The 17,141-nt window shown below is 64.9% G+C and carries 12 protein-coding genes and 1 pseudogene; 5 read left to right on the top strand and 8 right to left on the bottom strand.

Annotated features, from left to right (window positions below; all coding sequences use genetic code 11):
• Positions 1 to 887 precede the first annotated feature (887 nt).
• A complete protein-coding gene (locus BX591_RS27620) occupies positions 888 to 4,391 on the bottom strand; it encodes a DEAD/DEAH box helicase (RefSeq protein ID WP_111934502.1) in 3,504 nt (1,167 codons plus the stop codon).
• 283 nt (positions 4,392 to 4,674) lie between these two features.
• On the bottom strand, positions 4,675 to 5,460 hold the full coding sequence (locus BX591_RS27615) for a DeoR/GlpR family DNA-binding transcription regulator (protein ID WP_111934501.1): 786 nt from the start codon (positions 5,458 to 5,460) through the stop codon (positions 4,675 to 4,677).
• Between the two features lie 213 nt (positions 5,461 to 5,673).
• Between BX591_RS27615 and BX591_RS27610 the strand changes: the two genes are divergently transcribed.
• On the top strand, positions 5,674 to 8,169 hold the full coding sequence (locus BX591_RS27610) for a GcvT family protein (protein ID WP_111934500.1): 2,496 nt from the start codon (positions 5,674 to 5,676) through the stop codon (positions 8,167 to 8,169).
• A gap of 59 nt (positions 8,170 to 8,228) precedes the next feature.
• Here the strand turns inward: BX591_RS27610 and BX591_RS27605 are convergent, their stop codons facing one another.
• The 3 genes from BX591_RS27605 to BX591_RS27595 form a co-directional block, all read right to left on the bottom strand.
• On the bottom strand, positions 8,229 to 8,756 hold the full coding sequence (locus tag BX591_RS27605; RefSeq protein ID WP_111934499.1) for a cytochrome b: 528 nt from the start codon (positions 8,754 to 8,756) through the stop codon (positions 8,229 to 8,231).
• A complete protein-coding gene (locus tag BX591_RS27600; protein ID WP_167444627.1) occupies positions 8,753 to 9,856 on the bottom strand; it encodes a catalase family peroxidase in 1,104 nt (367 codons plus the stop codon). The genes BX591_RS27605 and BX591_RS27600 overlap by 4 nt, the downstream gene beginning before the upstream one ends.
• A gap of 114 nt (positions 9,857 to 9,970) precedes the next feature.
• Positions 9,971 to 10,249 carry a DUF4148 domain-containing protein gene (locus tag BX591_RS27595; RefSeq protein ID WP_111934497.1) on the bottom strand — a complete coding sequence of 93 codons (279 nt, stop codon included), beginning with the start codon at positions 10,247 to 10,249 and terminating at the stop codon, positions 9,971 to 9,973.
• A 269-nt stretch (positions 10,250 to 10,518) separates the two neighbouring features.
• Here BX591_RS27595 and BX591_RS27590 point away from each other — a divergent pair, with 269 nt between their 5' ends.
• From BX591_RS27590 to BX591_RS27580, 3 genes are all read left to right on the top strand, one after another.
• Positions 10,519 to 11,244, top strand: a complete 726-nt coding sequence (locus BX591_RS27590; protein ID WP_111934496.1) for an anti-sigma factor family protein — start codon at positions 10,519 to 10,521, stop codon at positions 11,242 to 11,244.
• 148 nt (positions 11,245 to 11,392) lie between these two features.
• A complete protein-coding gene (locus BX591_RS27585) occupies positions 11,393 to 11,911 on the top strand; it encodes a sigma-70 family RNA polymerase sigma factor (RefSeq protein ID WP_111934495.1) in 519 nt (172 codons plus the stop codon).
• A complete protein-coding gene (locus tag BX591_RS27580; protein WP_111934494.1) occupies positions 11,908 to 12,732 on the top strand; it encodes an anti-sigma factor family protein in 825 nt (274 codons plus the stop codon). Before BX591_RS27585 ends, BX591_RS27580 begins: the two co-directional genes overlap by 4 nt.
• Positions 12,733 to 12,744: 12 nt before the next feature.
• On the opposite strand, the gene BX591_RS27575 is transcribed toward BX591_RS27580, so the two are convergent.
• The 3 genes from BX591_RS27575 to BX591_RS27565 form a co-directional block, all read right to left on the bottom strand.
• Positions 12,745 to 13,809, bottom strand: coding sequence for a lipase secretion chaperone (locus tag BX591_RS27575; RefSeq protein ID WP_111934493.1), 1,065 nt, complete (start codon positions 13,807 to 13,809; stop codon positions 12,745 to 12,747).
• 4 nt (positions 13,810 to 13,813) lie between these two features.
• Positions 13,814 to 14,914: a triacylglycerol lipase gene (locus BX591_RS27570; protein ID WP_111934492.1), complete on the bottom strand. Its 1,101-nt coding sequence runs from the start codon at positions 14,912 to 14,914 to the stop codon at positions 13,814 to 13,816.
• Between the two features lie 104 nt (positions 14,915 to 15,018).
• Complete coding sequence (locus BX591_RS27565; protein WP_111934491.1) at positions 15,019 to 15,945, bottom strand: AraC family transcriptional regulator; 927 nt, start codon at positions 15,943 to 15,945, stop codon at positions 15,019 to 15,021.
• A 226-nt stretch (positions 15,946 to 16,171) separates the two neighbouring features.
• On the opposite strand from BX591_RS27565, the pseudogene BX591_RS27560 reads away from it, so the two are divergent.
• Positions 16,172 to 17,068: pseudogene (locus BX591_RS27560) on the top strand (NAD(P)H-binding protein); the annotation flags it as partial.
• Positions 17,069 to 17,141 lie beyond the last annotated feature (73 nt).

Here is a 17,141-nt window from a genome sequence, read left to right as displayed (position 1 = left end):
GCCGGCAGATGACCGGGATGCCGGCATCAGTGCCGGCGATCCGGGTCCCCTTTTCAACTCCGGCTGCATTTCTTCGACTTACGGTCCTTTGCCTTGCGCCCTGTTCCGTTCTGCCGCCCACTCGTCTCAAAATTGGCGCGCAATTCTTGGGTTTATGGCGCTGATTATCGGGGGGGCGAGATCATCATAATCGAAAAAACAGCCGTTCTTTTCGGCGGATGCGGTTAAGCCGCTCTCCGCGCGGCTCAGCGATTGGAGCCGCCATTTGCGCTTCATCCCGCCGTCTCTCAGGTTCCGCCGGGATGCCGATGTCGTCCTTTAAAAGTAGCGACTCGGATAGTCATCCCGGTCATTACGCGGATCGTTGTTGGTCTCGCTCGCAGCGGATTGGCCCCGTCTGCCTGTGCATATTCATGCCGCATGTCGATTCGAGACACGACGATTTGACAATTGGCGAGTCAGTATAGGAACAGTCTCAAAATAAATCGTTTAAATATTGTTAAGGCGACCTTCGTGCGCCATGACGATCCCGCAAAAAATGCGGCGTCGCCCCGCTGATGGAGGCGACGCCGCTCAACACACCACACGCTCGCTGGGGTCTAACCGCGCGAGTGAGCTCAACGTAGCCGCTTTGAAAATTCCGCTCAAGATGAAAGAACTGCCTTTGTAACGATCCGCCAGGTAGCTATTACGTGTGACGTAAGCCGCGCCCCTGCCGGATCAAGGCTGCGCCAGGCGACAAAATCGTCTGAATTTAAGCGCCGGCGCGCGGCAATTTACATACGAAGACGTTTGTTACAGACATGTCTTTTTAATACCAGCGTTCGTATTCGAAGCAAATCTGTGACCGTATTTAAACTGCCGTTTTGATGCAGATAAAATGCCGCTTATCGACCGCCTTCAATTGCCGGCATTGGCGCGAACAGCGCGTCGAGGTCGTCGTCGGAAAACTTCGTGGTGCCGGCGGCATCTTCGGAAAGAATGCTGTCGGCGAGCCCTGCTTTCTGTTCCTGCAACTCCACGATCTTTTCCTCGATGCTGCCTGCCGCGATCAGCTTGTACACAAACACCGGCTTGTCCTGACCCAGCCGATGCGCGCGGTCGGTTGCCTGATTTTCGGCGGCCGGATTCCACCACGGATCGTAATGAATGACCGTGTCGGCCGCGGTCAGATTGAGCCCGACGCCGCCCGCTTTCAGGCTGATCAGGAACAGCGGTACCTCGCCTTGCTGGAACCGCTGCACGGGTGTGACGCGATCGGTCGTGTCGCCGGTCAGCAGCACGAAGGGAATCGCCGCGTCATCCAGCGCTTCAGCGATCAGCGCCAGCATGCCGGTGAACTGCGAGAACAGCAGCACACGGCGCCCTTCGTCGATCAGTTCCGGCAGCATGGAGAGCAGCAGATCGAGCTTGGCCGAGCCCAACGCGCGCGCGGCCTTGTCGGCTTTATCCGCCTTGCCCGCTTTATCCGCTCGCTGCGCCCCGGCGCGCCAGTCGGCCGGTTTATCCAGCCACGGCTCCGCCTCGCCGCCCGTTCTGAGCGTTCGAACGAGGCGTGGATCGCAGCACACCTGCCGCAGCTTCAGCAACGCGTCGAGCACGATGATGTGACTCCGGGCGAGACCCTGCGCGCTGACCGCGGCGCGCACTTTCTCCTGCATGGCCGTGCGCACGGTTTCGTACAGATCGCGCTGCGCGCCCTCCAGATCCACCGAACACACGATGGTGGTCTTGGCCGGCAACTCCTTAGCGACCTCGTCCTTGCGACGGCGCAGCATGAACGGCCGGATGCGCCGCGCCAGCAGCGCGCGGCGCACGCCGTCGCTGTTTTTTTCGATCGGATTGCGCCAGCGCCGGGTGAAGTCTTTCTGGCTGCCGAGAAAACCCGGCAGCAGGAAATCGAATTGCGACCACAGTTCGCCGAGGTGATTCTCGAGCGGCGTGCCCGTCAAACACAGCCGATGCCGCGCACGCAATCCGCGGATCGCTTGCGCGGCCTTCGTACTGGCATTCTTGACGTACTGCGCTTCGTCGAGAATCAGCAGGTGGTAGTCGTGCTCCGCCAGCACTTTCTGATCGCGCCACAACAACGCGTAGGTGGTCAACACCAGTTCGTGTTCGCCGATCTGCTCGAAACGCTCCTTGCGCTGCGGACCGTTCAGCGCCAGGACTTTCAGCTCGGGGGCGAAGCGCCGCGCTTCCTCGCGCCAGTTGTGCACCAGCGTGGTCGGCACGACGATCAACGCAGGCCGGGTCAGCCGCCCGGCTTCCTTCTCCGCGAGAATATGCGCGAGCGTCTGCACGGTTTTACCCAGCCCCATGTCGTCGGCGAGCACGCCGGCCAGATCCTGTTCGCGCAGGAACTGCATCCAGTCGAGACCCTGCTGCTGATACCCGCGCAATTCCGCTTTCAGGCCGCGCGGCACCGGCACCTGGCGCAGTCCCGGTCCGGCCTGCAAACGCTGCGCGAGTTGCCGCACCGAGTCGTCGCCGTGGAATTGCCAGCGGCCGGTGCTGTTCAATGCTTCCAGCCGGCCTGCGTCGACGGCGGGCACGCGCAGCGGCGCACCGTCGGCGAGAGCGCCGCCGAGCGCGTCGAACAGATCGACCAGCACGCGCACCACGGGTTTCAGGCGGTCGGCGCGCAGCCGCAGACGCTTGTTCTCCTCGGTTTTCAGCTCGATCGGTTCGTGGTCGGCGATCGTTTCGAGCGCACCGTTCAGCCAGCGCCGGTCGCGTCGGAACAGGTCGGCGAGCAGCGGTTCGAGCCGCACGTTACGCTCGCCGATGCGGATACCCATTTCCAGATCGAACCAGCCGTCGCCGGCCTGGTGCGCGGTGCCGTCGATCGCGTCGATCTCGATCACGTTGTAGCGGAACGCCGGCGCCATCGTGACACGCCAGCCTTTGGCGACGAGTTCGGGGACGGCGTCGTTGACGAAGATGGACCATGCATCGGCATCGGGCAGCCCGAGCATCGTGTCCGGCAGCAGACGCGACGCGTAGACCCGGCTGGTCGGCACTTTCTGCAAGCCGGTGCGGCGCAATTCGAGCAAGCGCTTCTTTTCGGCCTCGTAACGGCGGCGGATGTGAATCACGTCGCCGCCCGGCATCGGCACGAGCGTGACGTTGCTGTCGACATTGATGCTGACGCCGTCGTAGTCGAAGCTCACGGCGGCCAGTTCGACCGCCTCGGTTTTGCGCATGCCCCCCTTGCCCGCCGGCGGCAGCGTGTGGCTGTTCAGCGTCAGCACCGGCACGGGGTCGACGTCGATCACGCGGATCGCCGAGGTGTCGTGGGTGGGCGGCAGCGGTAATTCCGGCGCGATCTCGCGCAAGACCGACGCGACCAGCGGCGCTTCGGCGAGCGAGATGGGCGGCATGGCGAGGTAATCGGGCAACTGCTGGAACGGCAGCGACGTTTGCACGACGCCGGCTTCATTCGCCACACCGTCCACGTACCAGACCGGCTCGGTCGGCAGCACCATGCTGGCGCGCGGCTCGGTGCATAGCACGGGCCGCAGGCGCTCGTCGGCGAGCGGCTCCCATTCGATCCGGCCGGGCCGGTCGAGACCGCGCGCCAGCGGCGCGGGTCCTTCGTGACCGGGTGCGGGCCTGAATTCGAAGAACAGACGGCCGGTCGCGATCAGCTTCTGCAACATCTCGGCGCCGCTGGCGCCGCGCAGGATGAACTGGCCGAAGTCCTCGCGCGAACGGCCGAGCCACAGACCGCGCAGGATCGACAGGTCTTCGTCGGAGACGAATTTGGGTTGTTTGAGCAGCGCGGCTTCGACATTGGCCCACGGCTCGTCGACCTCGAACACCGTGCCGTCCGCATTGCAGCGCGCGCGATACAGCACGACCTCGTGGCGCATGTGGAAGTTGGACCAGTTCAGCAGATACGCCAAGGTCTGGCTGCGCGCGGCGCCGGCTTTCTGGGCGTCGAGATCGGCGGCTTCGGCGCGCGCGCGGAAACGCTCGAGCCAACTGACCAGTTCGGGGCGCACGCCGGCGGCGGGCGTGGACGCGATGGTCGCTTTGTCGACGGAGCGGCTGGGTGGATAGGGTTCGCCGCTGTCGTCGAGATTCACATGCGTGATGTGATCCATCTCATCGTGATAATTCAGCTCGGCGAGCAGCAGCGCGGCCACGTGCTTGCAATCGCGACCCACCGGACAACTGCAATCGCTTTGCGCCCAGGGCCAGCCGCCGTCGGTGCGAAATCGCACGCGCGTTTTGTAGGGCAGCGTGAGTGTGCCTTGCACATTGCCGCTCAGGGAGTCGCCGTGCCACTTCACATTCGTGACGGCGCCGACCGAGCGCGCTTTGGCCACGGTGTGATCACCGAGCCATTCCGTAATCCGTTCTCGATCAAAGAAAACTGACGACATCAGGGTCCATCCCGGGGTTCTGTTCTGGCAAAAGGCGCCGACGGCTCTGTGCTGCGGATTTCGCGCTTGTGGGGAAAGCGGCTCAGGTCCGCGCAAGGGACTGCCGGGCGCCGATTGTGTACGGTAACCGGCCATTTTACGCGGTGATGGGCTTGCGCTGTGGCGGGGGTTTTTGTGTCGGCGCGAGCGTGGGCTGGGGCGGAACGGGCGACGTGGGCTGCACGGGCAAGCGCTGGCGAGCCGGGATCGGTTCAGCCGAACCGCACCGAACGCAAGCGGCCAATCAACCTTCCACGGCAGGCTCGCCTTTAGCGCCCACGAGCACGTCCACATCCGCCGCCGCCAACGCTTGCCCGAGTGCCGGCGCGGGCGTCTGGTCCGTGACCAGCAGATCGACCGCGTCCGCCCCGAAGGCATGCACCAGCGCGCTATGGCCAAACTTCGCCTGATCTGCCGCGACGAGCCGCAGTTCGGCCTGCGCGAACGCGGCCTGCGCGAACGCCACATCGGCGGGAAGCGCATCCATGAACCGCGCCTGCAGGTCGATGGCGGTCACCGAAACGATTGCATAGCGCACGTGAAACTGACGCAAAAAGGCCAGCACGCTGTCGCCGAATGCGGCGGAGTCGTCGGCGCGCAATTCGCCGCCCGCGATGAACACGCGGTTGCCGTTGCGTGAGCTCAGCACCCGGGCGACTTCGATCGAATTGGTCACGACCGTGAGACGCGAGCGCGCGGCCAGCGCCTCGGCGATGCGCAGGCAGGTCGTGCCGCCTTCGATAATCAGCGACTCGCCGTCGCGCACCAGCTCGGCGATACGTGCGCCGATGGCGCGTTTGCCGTCGAGGCTTGCCACCATGCGGCGCTGGAACGGCGGCTCGTCGAGACGCTCCGGCAGCATCACACCGCCGTGGACTTTGATCAGCAGGCCTTCCGCGATCAACGGCTTGATATTGCGGCGGATGGTTTCGTCGGAGACGTCGAAGCGGCCAGCCAGATCGGTAATTGTGCAAGTGCGCTCGTCGCGGACGAGTCGCAGGATTTCGGCTTGGCGCTGGTTGGAGAACATGGCTGTGGGGACAGATAGTGAGCGATCGAGTCTAGCAAATACAACGATTTTTGCCAGTTTACTTCAACGCATACCCACATAAAGCCACGCATCGATATGGGAGCGCCAGATCGACCGTCAGCATCAATTCTAATATCGACAAACCCCATCGACCGTTGCTTTTTACAAAATTTTGTCGCATTCTACGCACATCAAAACCATGCATATCAACACATGTCCACACCCATTCCCTCCCACGCTCGCGTCGTCATCATCGGCGGCGGGATCATCGGCTGCTCGGTGGCCTACCATCTGACCAAGCTGGGTTGGACCGACGTCGTGCTACTCGAACAGGGGCAGTTGTCGTGCGGCACGACCTGGCACGCAGCCGGCCTCGTCGGCCAGTTGCGCGCGCAGGAAAGCATGACGAAGCTGATCCGCTATTCGACCGCGCTCTACGCCGAACTCGAAGCCGACACCGGCCTCGCGACCGGCTGGAAGCAGTGCGGCTCGCTGTCGGTTGCCCGCACGGCCGAGCGGATGACGCAACTCAAGCGCACCGCCGCGGTCGCGCGCGCTTACGGCGTGGCGTGCGACGTGATCGGCCCGCGCGAAGCCGGCGATCTGTGGCCGGTCATGCGCACCGACGACCTGCTCGGCGCGGTCTGGCTGCCCGGCGACGGCAAGGCGAATCCCACCGATCTGACCCAGGCCCTGGCCCGCGGCGCCCGTACGCGTGGCGCGCGCATCGTCGAAAACACCCGCGTAACCGCGATCCACACGCGCACCGGTCGAGGCGACCAGGCGAACGGCGTGCGCGAGGTCAGCGGCCTCGCGTGGCGCAACAAGGAAGGCGAAGAAGGCACACTCGGCGCGGACATCGTGGTGAATTGCGCGGGTCAGTGGGCCAAAGCCGTCGGCCGCCTGTGCGGCGTCACCGTGCCGCTGCACTCGGCCGAGCATTACTACATCGTCACCGAGCGCATTCCCGGCGTGCATCCAGATCTGCCGGTCATGCGCGACCCGGACGGCTTCATCTACTTCAAGGAAGAAGTGGGCGGCCTCGTGATGGGCGGCTTCGAGCCGGACGCGAAACCGTGGGGCATGAACGGTATCCCCGACAACTTCGAATTCCAGTTGCTGCCCGACGACTGGGACCAGTTCGAGATCCTGATGGAAAACGCGCTGCAACGCGTGCCCGCGCTCGAAACGGCGCAGGTCCGGCAGTTCTACAACGGCCCCGAATCGTTCACGCCGGACAACAACTTCATGCTGGGCGAAGCGCCTGAATTGCGGCGCTTTTTCGTCGGCGCGGGCTTCAACTCGATGGGAATCGCGTCGGCGGGCGGCGCCGGCATGGCGCTCGCCGAATGGATCGTGGCGGGCGAGCCGACCATGGACCTGTGGCCGGTCGACATCCGCCGCTTCGCGCGTTTCAACGGCAACGATACGTGGTTGCACGACCGGGTGAAGGAAACGCTCGGCCTGCACTACGCGATGCCCTGGCCGAATCGCGAACTCGACAGCGCGCGACCGTTCCGCCGCTCGCCGCTCTATGGGCTGCTGCGTGACGACGGCGCGTGCTTCGGCAGCAAGATGGGCTGGGAGCGCGCCAACTTTTTCGCGCCGACGCCCGGCGAGGCGAAGATCGACTACGCGTTCGGCCAGCAGAACTGGCTGCCGTGGAGCGGCGCCGAACATCGCGCGTGCCGTGAAGGCGTGGCGTTATTCGACATGACGTCGTTCTCCAAATTTCTGGTCAAGGGGCGCGACGCGCAAGACGTGTTGCAAGGCCTCGTCGCGAACGACGTCGACGTGCCGCCCGGCACCACCGTGTACACCGGCATGCTCAACGAGCGCGGCGCGTACGAGTCGGACTTCACGCTCACGCGTCTGGCCGACGATCAATACCTGCTCGTCACCGGCACCGCTCAAACCACGCGCGACTTCGACATGATCGACAAGGCGATTCCGCGCGACAAGCATTGCACGCTGGTCGACGTGACCGGCCAGTACGCGGTGCTCGCCGTGATGGGCCCGCGTTCGCGCGAGTTGCTGCAAAGCGTGTCGAAGGCGGACTGGAGCAACGCGGCGTTCGCCTTCGGCCAGAGCCGCGAGGTCGATCTCGGTTATGCGACGGTGCGCGCCACGCGCCTCACCTACGTCGGTGAACTCGGCTGGGAGCTGTACGTGCCGGTCGAATTCGCGGTTGGCGTGTACGAGACGCTGCACGCAGCCGGCCAAGCGTTCGGCCTCGTCAACGCGGGCTACTACGCGATCGACTCGCTGCGGATCGAGAAAGGTTATCGCGCATGGGGCCGCGAACTCACGCCGGACACGAATCCGTTCGAAGCGGGCCTGTCGTTCGCGTGCAAGCTCGATAAGGACATCCCGTTCCGCGGTCGCGACGCACTGCTGAAACTGCGCGCCGAACCGCTGCGTCGACGCATGGTCGTCTTGACCGCCGACAACGCCGCTGACCACATGCTGTGGGGCGGCGAAGCGATTCTGCGCAACGGCGAACCGGTCGGCTTCGTGAGTTCGGCGGCGTTCGGACACACGCTCGGCTGCCCGGTGGCGATGGGCTACGTGAATCATCCGGATGGCGTCGCGGATGCCGCGTATCTGAACGGCGGCACGTACGCCATCGACGTCGCCGGCGATCTGCTGCCGGCAACCTTGCACCTGAAGGCGCCCTACGACCCACGTTCGGAGCGGGTGAAGGCGTGACCTCGGGGCGTGACGTCGGGGCCTAACGTCCGACCCGACTTCCACCCTCGACGCCCCGCCTAACGTCCGCTGCGCGCCATACTCGACAACACCACGTCGCGGCGGATCAGCCCATGAAATAGCGCCGCCGCGAGATGCAGCAAAACGGTCGCGAACAACACCAACGCGAGCCACGTATGCAACGCGTGCAACAACGCGAATAGCGCGACGTTGTGCGGCGCGATCGGCGGCAGATGCAGCGGCAACGGATAACCCGCGGCCGACAGCATCGCCCAGCCGATCAACGGCATCGCCGCCATCAACGCGTACAGAACGAGGTGCGACGCTTTGGCCGCGAAGCGCTGCGGCGCGGCCATGTCGTCAGGCAACGGCGGGCTGCCGCGCATGAGGCGCACGCCCACGCGCAGCACCACCAGCAGCAGCAACGCCAGGCCGAGCGGTTTGTGAATCGCGATCAGCGTGCTGTGCGCGCGCGAAACGGTCGCGACCATGCCCACGCCGATAAACAGCATCGCGAGGATCAAGGGCACCATGAGCCAGTGCAGCAGGCGCGCGAGCGGACTGAAATGGGTGCGCGTCGGCGTCATGAGCGGTCTCCGTTGGCCTGGGTTCGATGCAATGCGGGATTCAATGCCTCTTCGCGGGTGCGGCGTTGATAGGACACCGCGTACGCTGCCGAGCGCGCCGCGAGCAGCGGATCGTCGGACGGCCTGATGCCGGACGGCAGCACAGTCGGATCGAAGTTGACGTCGCGACACGTCCCGTCTTCCTGCGACGTGGTGTGTTCGAGCACCAGCGTACCGGCGTCGATATGCTGACGATCGTCGGGCCATTGCAACGTGGCGTCGCCGGTCGGGTCGCCCGGTTGCGCGACGGTCAGGATCAGATGCCAGCGTAACGGTCCGGCGTCGAGGCGCTGATTCAGATCGGCCGCGAGATAATTTTTGGCGGCCTTTTGCGCGTCGGTGATCGGCGCATACGGCGTGTCGGGCACCATCGCCCAGCGCACCGCGCGCGTATTGCCCGAACGTTCGGTGAACAGGAACGCGTTGATGCCGTAGTACGCGCCATTGGCCAGACTCGACGAAGGCGGATGCCCCTTCACCCATGCCTGAAACGGCTGCGTCTCGGGATTCGCGGCGTAGAACGCCTTGAGCCTGGCGGGGTCGGGTTTGCCGGTCGCCGGATCGGGTTTGGCCGCCAGCAACTGCTGATAAAACTGCTCCGGCGTATGCACCGCGAACACGGGGGTCGAATTCATGCCGGTGCGCCACTGTTCGCCGTTCGGCAACTGGAACAGCAAGGCCAGGCTGCGCACGGGCGTACTCGTATCCGGTGCGGACGGATTGCCGCCGGGAATCGCAAAGCGTCCCGTGACCGGCGTGCGGCCGGGTGCAAAGACGGCCGCGCTCGACAGCACCGCGCCGTCGCCATTGCTATCGAAATAGCCTTCCACGCACAGGCCTTTCGCATGATTGCGCCGGTAGCCCGGATGCGGCTGCCCCGCAGCCGCCTGAAACGTGTTGACGATGCGCGAGGTGGTCAGACGCGCGGGACTCAGCCAACCTGCGGTGTACGCGAAACCGCCGGCGAGTGTCAGCACGACAGCGCCGATCGCGGCGAGCCGGCACGGCACGCAGACTGACCCGGAAACAGAAACGGGAACGGGAACGGGGGGTTTGGGCACGAAGCCTCCTGGTTGCTCGGATAGATGCACTGACCGGCTAACACACAATTCAGCGATCTATTCCAATCGACTTCCGGCGCGCCCGTTCGGTCGTCGCGCCGGTAGCCGGCACATTCAGTTGACGCGGCCCGACTCCGCGGTGCCGCTCGCGACGCCGCCGGTGTCGGCCGCACGAGCAGCTTCGGCCGCGAGCGCCTGCTTATGCTGCTCGACCTGCTGCGCGAAGATGGGATTCACTTCGGGATACGACGTATCGGTCACGTAATTCAGGCCGTTCTGTTGTGCCGTGATCAATTCCTGGTAGACCTGAGCGCGCGTCTTGGCTTGTGCGAAAGCGCCCGACGAGGTAGCGAGAATAGCGACGGACAAAGCGGCGAAAGCGATCTTCTTCATGATGAACTCCTAAGAGTGTTGTGCAGGTTTGCATGAGGGAGAACCACACGTTGCGGGCTTTTATTCCTGCGTTCACGCTCGATAAAAAACAAATTTCCAGGTGGGAATAAAAGGTGCGTCGAGTGGGTTAGCTCGCGTCGCCACGCACAAAAAAAATCGCGCGCGCATCATGGGGAATCGATGGAATAAACACGCCCCGCCCTGTGTTCGCCTCCTCGATAGCCGACCTTTTATGCTCCTTCGGCACCCCTTCGACGCACACCGACACCATGACCTCGACCCACGCCCCGCCCGACTCGCCGCTTTCCGAAGCCGACATTCAGGCTTATGCCGACGGCACCTTGACGCCGGAACGCGCCGCGTTCCTGCGGGACTATCTGGGTAAAGAGCCGGCCGAGGCACGCCGGGTGGCGTTTTACGGCCGGCTCAACGCGCAGATCCAGGCGGCCTTTCAAACCACCGACGAACCCGCGCCGGAGCGTGCCAGGGACTCACGCGGCGGGCGCGAACGCGCAAGCGGCCCGATGCGCCCCAACCGCCTGCTCAACACGCTGGCCGCGCTGTTCCTGACGGTGGCGGCCGCGAGCGGCTGGCTCGCCGCTTCCCAGGTGTCCGCGCCCGCGCTCGACAACGCCGCCGTCATGGCGTTGGCCGAAACCGCCGCGGCACCGTTTCCCGCGATGTCGCCGACCCGCGCCGACCCCGCCGCGCCGAATCTGTCGGCAATCGGCCTGCGGCTCGTCGACCAGCGCGTGCTGTCGCTCGGCCCGTTTCAGCGCGCCAGCGAATTCGTCTATCTGAACGGCGACAACCAGCCGGTGGTGCTGATCTCGACCCTCGCGCTGCTGGCGGCGGACCGGCCGCAGTGGGCCGCGCGGCGCATCGGCGATCTGCGGCTGCTTGGCTGGACCGCGCAGCGGCAGCGTTTCGTGGTCGCGGGCGACGCTCGCACCCACGGCCTGATGCGCGCCGCCGACGCCATGACCGTGCGATGAACACGGCCGCTTCTTGCTCGCTGATTTCTTTTATGCAACGCAACGGAATAAACTCGGCGCAAGCGTGTTAGCAGTCAAATACCATCGGTCGCGCGCCTCGCGCGTGCCGGTCTGCCGCCTCACACAAGCCCCACGATTGGGATGAACCATGGATGTCCGTGACGAGTTGATGGAGCATGTGCCGCGTTTGCGGCGCTATGCGCGGGCGCTGATCAACAATCGCGACCTCGCCGACGACCTGGTCCAGGACACGCTCGAACGCGCGCTCGGCCGCACCGGCATGTTCCAGCCCGGCACCGATCTGCGCGCGTGGCTGTTTACGATCATGCACAACGTTTTCGCCAATCAGGCGCGCAAGGCGTCGGCCCGCGCCGTTCACGTGGCGGTCGACGACGACAGCGTCCACGAAAGCGAATTCGCGGTGCCGTCCGACCAGACGCGTTCGCTGGAAATGCGCGATCTCGACTACGCGCTGCAACGCCTGCCGATGGAACAGCGCGAAGTCGTGCTGCTGGTGGGCCTCGAAGAAATGAGCTATGCCGACGTGGCGCTCGCGTTGAATATTCCGCTCGGCACGGTGATGTCGCGTCTGTCGCGCGGCCGCGAGCGGCTGCGGGCGTTGATGGCGGGCACGCAGCCCGGTGCAAGATTACAGGTGGTGCGATGAGCGACCAATCCATGCCGATCGGCGAAGAAGACCTGCACGCCTACGTGGACGGCACGCTGTCCGACGAACGACGTGTCGAGGTGGAACGCGCGCTCGAACAGAACCCCGAGCTGGCCGCGCGCGTCAGCGATTATTTCTCGCTCAACAGCATGTTCCACGAGCGCTACGACCGCGTGCTGAGCGAACCCGTGCCCAAGCGCCTGCAGGCGCCCGCGCCGCGCCGCTGGCGCATGGCCGCCAACTGGCCGCAGTTCGCGGGGATGGCGGCGGCGCTGGTGCTGGGGATCGGTATCGGGGTGGGCACGCATATGGGCCAGGACGTCGTGATGCCGATGGGCGCGAGCCATTCGGATACGCGTCCGGTTAGCGCCGACAGCAGCGAAATGTTCGCGCGCCAGGCGGCGATCGCGCACGTGGTCTATATGCCCGCGGTCGACCGCCCCGCCGACATGAACGCCGACCACGAGCAGGACTTCGTGCAGTGGCTGTCGAACCGGCTCGGCACCAACGTGCATCCGCCGGTATTGTCGAAGAGCGGCTTCGATCTGTCGGGCGGCCGGCTGTTGCCCGGCGCCGATGGCCCGACCGCGCAGTTCATGTATCGCGGGCCGAACGGCGAGCGCGTGACGCTGTGCATCTCGCATCGCAAGGTGAATTCGAACACCACCGCGTTCAAGCTGTATCAGGACGGGCCGGTAAACGTGTTCTATTGGGTCGACGGCGACTTTGGCTATGCGGTGTCGGGTGGAATCGATCGCAAGCAGTTGTTGCAGCTATCGCACGACGTGTATTCGCAATTGACGGGGGCTACGCCGGGGTGAGGGAGGGCGACCTCAACCGCCGGAACCGCTGCCACGATCGAGCGACGCCGCGCGCATGGCGTCGCTGGGATTGGTGAAGAACTGCTGGCGCAGCTGCGTGACCTGCGCGTCCCGTTGCTGCGCCGGCAAGTTCTGTTTGTCGATTTGCGCGCGCTGATTGGCGTAGTCGGCATAGCGCGCCTGCCAGGCGTTGTCGGCCTGCTGCATTTTCACCGCGCGTTCCGCTGCTTCGGGTCCGAGTGTCTGCGTGATCTGCGCTCGCATCGCGTCGAGCGAGCCGCCCTGCTTCTGTGCCTGCGCTTGCGCCTGGCTCAATGTGTCGAGCGCGGCCTGCTGCTGACGGATGCGCTCGTGCGCGGCGCGCACTTCGGGCGGCAGCGTGGCATCCAGCGCCGCGAGACGGGCCGCTTTCTGCGCATCGCTCAAGGAAGCATCCGACGCGATTCTCAACCTCGCCAGATCCGTATGTTGCTGCTGCGACTCCGCGCCGAAGAACGGCGCGTTCCATTCGCCCATAAGCCGCGTGCCCAAGGCATCGCGCTGATCGAGTTCGAGTTGCAACGCGTCGAGATTGGGCTTCGCGCCGCTTGGTGCCGATAAGGACGATGTTTGCGGCAGCTTGCCCACCGCGCTCAGATAGGCGTTGTAGCGTTGCCAGACATCGAGCGCTTCGTCCGCGGCCGGCGTGCCGTCGACTTGCGCGGCGATCTGCCGGTGCACCAGCGCGTCGAGCGTCGCGGCAGGGATTTCGTTCTGCGTCGTCAGGAAATAGTCGAAGAAATCGCGCACCGCTCGCGTGCGCGCCAGATGACCGCGACCGTCGCTAGGCAACTGCGGCGGCGACGAACCGTCGAGCGAAGCCGGCAGCGCGCCCGCCGCCGACGCGTTCGGGTCTTGCCCCAACGCAGGCGCCGTTTGCGCGGCGCTGCCCGCCAGCCCCGCCCGCGTCACGGACTCGTGACGCACGGTCGGCGCGCGATTCACCCACAGCGCCGCGCCGGCCGATATCACACCGACCGTGACATAGGCGACCCATTGCTTGCGCGCGCCGCCTCGCTGCCGTTCGTCTCGCGCCATCCGCTCAAACGCCTTGCGTCTTCAGCCGGTTGGCCTGCGTACGGATCACCGCGACCGGGTCTTCCGCATTCGCGCCGCGCACGCCGAGCAACTGGTTGATCTCGTCGAGGTGGTTCCACTTGTAGCTGGTGCCGAGCACCTTGCCGTAGAGCGCACTGCACACGGACACGAGTCCGTCGTTTTGCCCCGACTGACGCGTCAGCATCACCGTGCCAGTGCCGTACAGCACGAGCGTCGACGGGTCCAGCGCGTTCGCCGGATCGACCAGCGCAACGCTGGTGTCGGTGGCGCCCGGAATGCCGAGCACGGACGTCGGCTGAATCGCGCTGCCCGCCCACGAATACAGCAGATGCGTGTTGCCGTTGACCGTTTCGGTCGCCGCGCCGGTCTGACACGAGCCGGGAGCGCCGAGCCCAGCGCTCGGATAACGCGTATTGAAAGCCGCCGCGTTTGCCGTGGTCAGCGTTTGCAGCGCGGCTATCGCATTCTGATTGGTGTTGTTCGTACTGCTCGTCAGGATCCCGAAGATATTCGCGAACGCACCGATGATCGGCGTGGACAGACCCGTCGGGTCCTTTTGCAATACGCCTTCGACGAAGTCCGCGAATTCCGAGCCGCGATGCGGGGTGCCGATGGTCGTCACCGAAGCGACGAGATCCGGCGCGACCGCGGCGACATAGCGCGAAGTCAGACCGCCCTGACTATGGCCGATCAGGTTGACTTTCTGCGCACCGGTGGCCGCGAGCACCTGTTTCACGTACGCGAGCAATTGCTCGCCCCGCCCGTTCGGACCGTCGTCGCTTTGAAAGCCCGACAGATTCGCCACGTACACGGTGGCGCCATGCTGCTGCAGATCGGCTTGAATGCCGTACCAGTAGTCGAGCACGCCGAGGTATTTGTCGGTGCCGGCAAGACCGTGCACGAGAATGATCGGATAGCGCGTGGCCGCGTAATGATCGGCGCTGGCGTTGGCCGTTGCGGTCGCGGCCACTGCGCGCTCCATGCCGGCAGGCGTAGCGAATGTCAGCAGCAACGCGAGCGGCGCCTGAGTCAGTGCAGCAGCCATTGCCCAGGCGACAAAGCGGGAACCCTTCGATTTCGACATGTACGGCCTCCGGTTGCAAAGTCCGGGTATTTAGCGATACAAATCGATCGGCGGCAATAGAGCGCAAACTCCAAACTCCGCATGCTGCAGTGCGTTTCGAACGTTTATCGCGCTGTTGCAATGCGGCGGGCATTTAACGTGTCGACCTCGACCATGCTGCGTGCATTCGCACTTGACTTGACGAGTTCGCGCGGCGTGACGCCCAGCAAACGGACCATCCAATGCGCCATGTGACTCTGGTGTGCGAAGCCCGTTTCCAGCGCAATCCGACTCGCACTGAGCTTGCCTTGCAACAGTAGCGAGCGGGCCCGTTCGACGCGCCGCCGCACCACGTACTGATGCACCGGCATGCCGAGCGTTTCGCGAAACAGCACCTTGAAATGCGGCACACTCAACGACGTCAGCGCGGCCAGTTGGTCGAGCGTGAGACGCTGATCGAGATGCGCTTCGATGAAATCGATCACGCGCGTGGCCATGATCGGCGCGAGTGTGCGGCGCTTGTCGTCGAGCGTCGGCGCAGCGCCGATCAGGCGCACCACCATCGCCGTGCAGAGGCTTTCGGCGTACAGCGGATCAGAGGTTTCATCGGCTTCGAGTTCGGCGCGCAATGCCCACGCCAGATGCTGAAAACGCGGATCGCGCAGTTGGAATTGCGGCCGGAGTTGCGCGTCCGCGGACTTCAGGGCCAACTGCTCGACGGTACGCTGCGCGAAGGCCTCACCGATCCATACGCTGAAAATCGTGCAAGGGGTCTCGTCGGTCCACTGCCCGTCGAGTCCCGCGGGAATCACGTCAGCGTCGCCATGCGCCTGAATGCGCGAAGAACGGCGCTCGTTGCACAGGCAACGCGCCCGCACCGGCGCGCCGACATGCACGCCCACCCGATGATGCTTGAACGCCGGCACCCGATGCAGCCCGGCCGACACATTGACCAGTTCCGCGCCGAAGCCCTGCCAACCTAGCGATTTGCTGGAACGCAGGGCGATGCGGGAGCCGCTGTGCGCTGGCGGGATCGGTGTCACGGCGTTCATTGCGTGCCTCGTGGATGGCGGCCTGGGTGCGTGCATTGTGCCGGGGTTTTTGCGGCGACGCACGACGCGACGCGATCCGGCTCGCGTGTTGCAGCGCCGCAATGCAAACCATCATCCGAATCTGCGCAATGCGATCCCCGCCTGCGCGTTTTTCCGCCGCCGTCTCTCTAGGATGACGCCATGCAACCGATCCACACACCCTTGCATGGGACCAGGAGAGATCAACATGTTCGTGATTTTTGGAGCCGCCGGCCAGGTCGGCACAGTGACGGCAACGGTCTTGCGCGAAGCCGGTCACGCGGTGCGCGCGGTGGTCCGCGACCGCAAGCAAGGCGAGTCGCTCGCGCGGATCGGTTGTGAGATCGCGCTGGCCGATCTGCTCGATACGGCGTCGGTGGCGCGCGCCATCGAGGGTGCGTACGCCGTGCAGATATTGTGTCCGGTGCCACGCGCGCACGCCGATCCGGCTGCTGAAATGCGCCGCATGATCAACTCGAGCGTCGACGCGCTGGAGGCCAATCCGCCGCAGCGAATTCTCGCGCTCTCGGACTACGGCGCGGAACACGCGAGCGGCACGGGCATCTCGACGCTGTTCCACTACCTTGAAACGCAGCTAAAAACCGTCGACACGCAACTGACCTTCCTGCGCGCCGCCGAGCACATGCACAACTGGGCGCGCATGCTGCCCTTGATGCTTGCGCGCGGAGTGCTGCCGAGCCTGCATCATCCGGTGAGCAAGCTGTATCCGACGGTCGCCGCGCAGGACGTGGGTGTGCTCGCCGCCGAACTGCTGCTCGACGATCGCGCGCTGAACGTGTCGCCGCGCGTGGTGAGTATCGAAAGCGAGCAGCGCGTCAGCGCGTTCGAGGTTGCGCGCACGGTCGCTGATCTGGCGCACAGGCAGGTGATTGCGCGCGAAGTGCCGCGCGGCGAGTGGAACGCGATGTTGCAAGCGGCCGGTCTCGGCGAGCAGCACGCACGGCTGATCGTCGATCTGTACGACGCGCATAACGCGGGCCGTATCGATGTCGAGAAGGACGTCAGTGAACGGTATTTCGGGGCAACGACGCTGGCGCAGGCGTTGGCGGGGATTTTGCCGGCGGCGGTGGCGGCTTTGGCGGCAGTGGCGGCGGGTAAGACTGCTGCGACGGCTGAGGCGGCGACCGCGGCTGGTACTGCTAATGCCGCTAATGCCG

The organism is Paraburkholderia bryophila (assembly GCF_003269035.1).
Taxonomy (GTDB): Bacteria; Pseudomonadota; Gammaproteobacteria; order Burkholderiales; family Burkholderiaceae; genus Paraburkholderia; species Paraburkholderia bryophila.
Note: the sequence above shows the minus strand (reverse complement) of the source record. Positions and strands in the feature narration are given on the sequence as shown.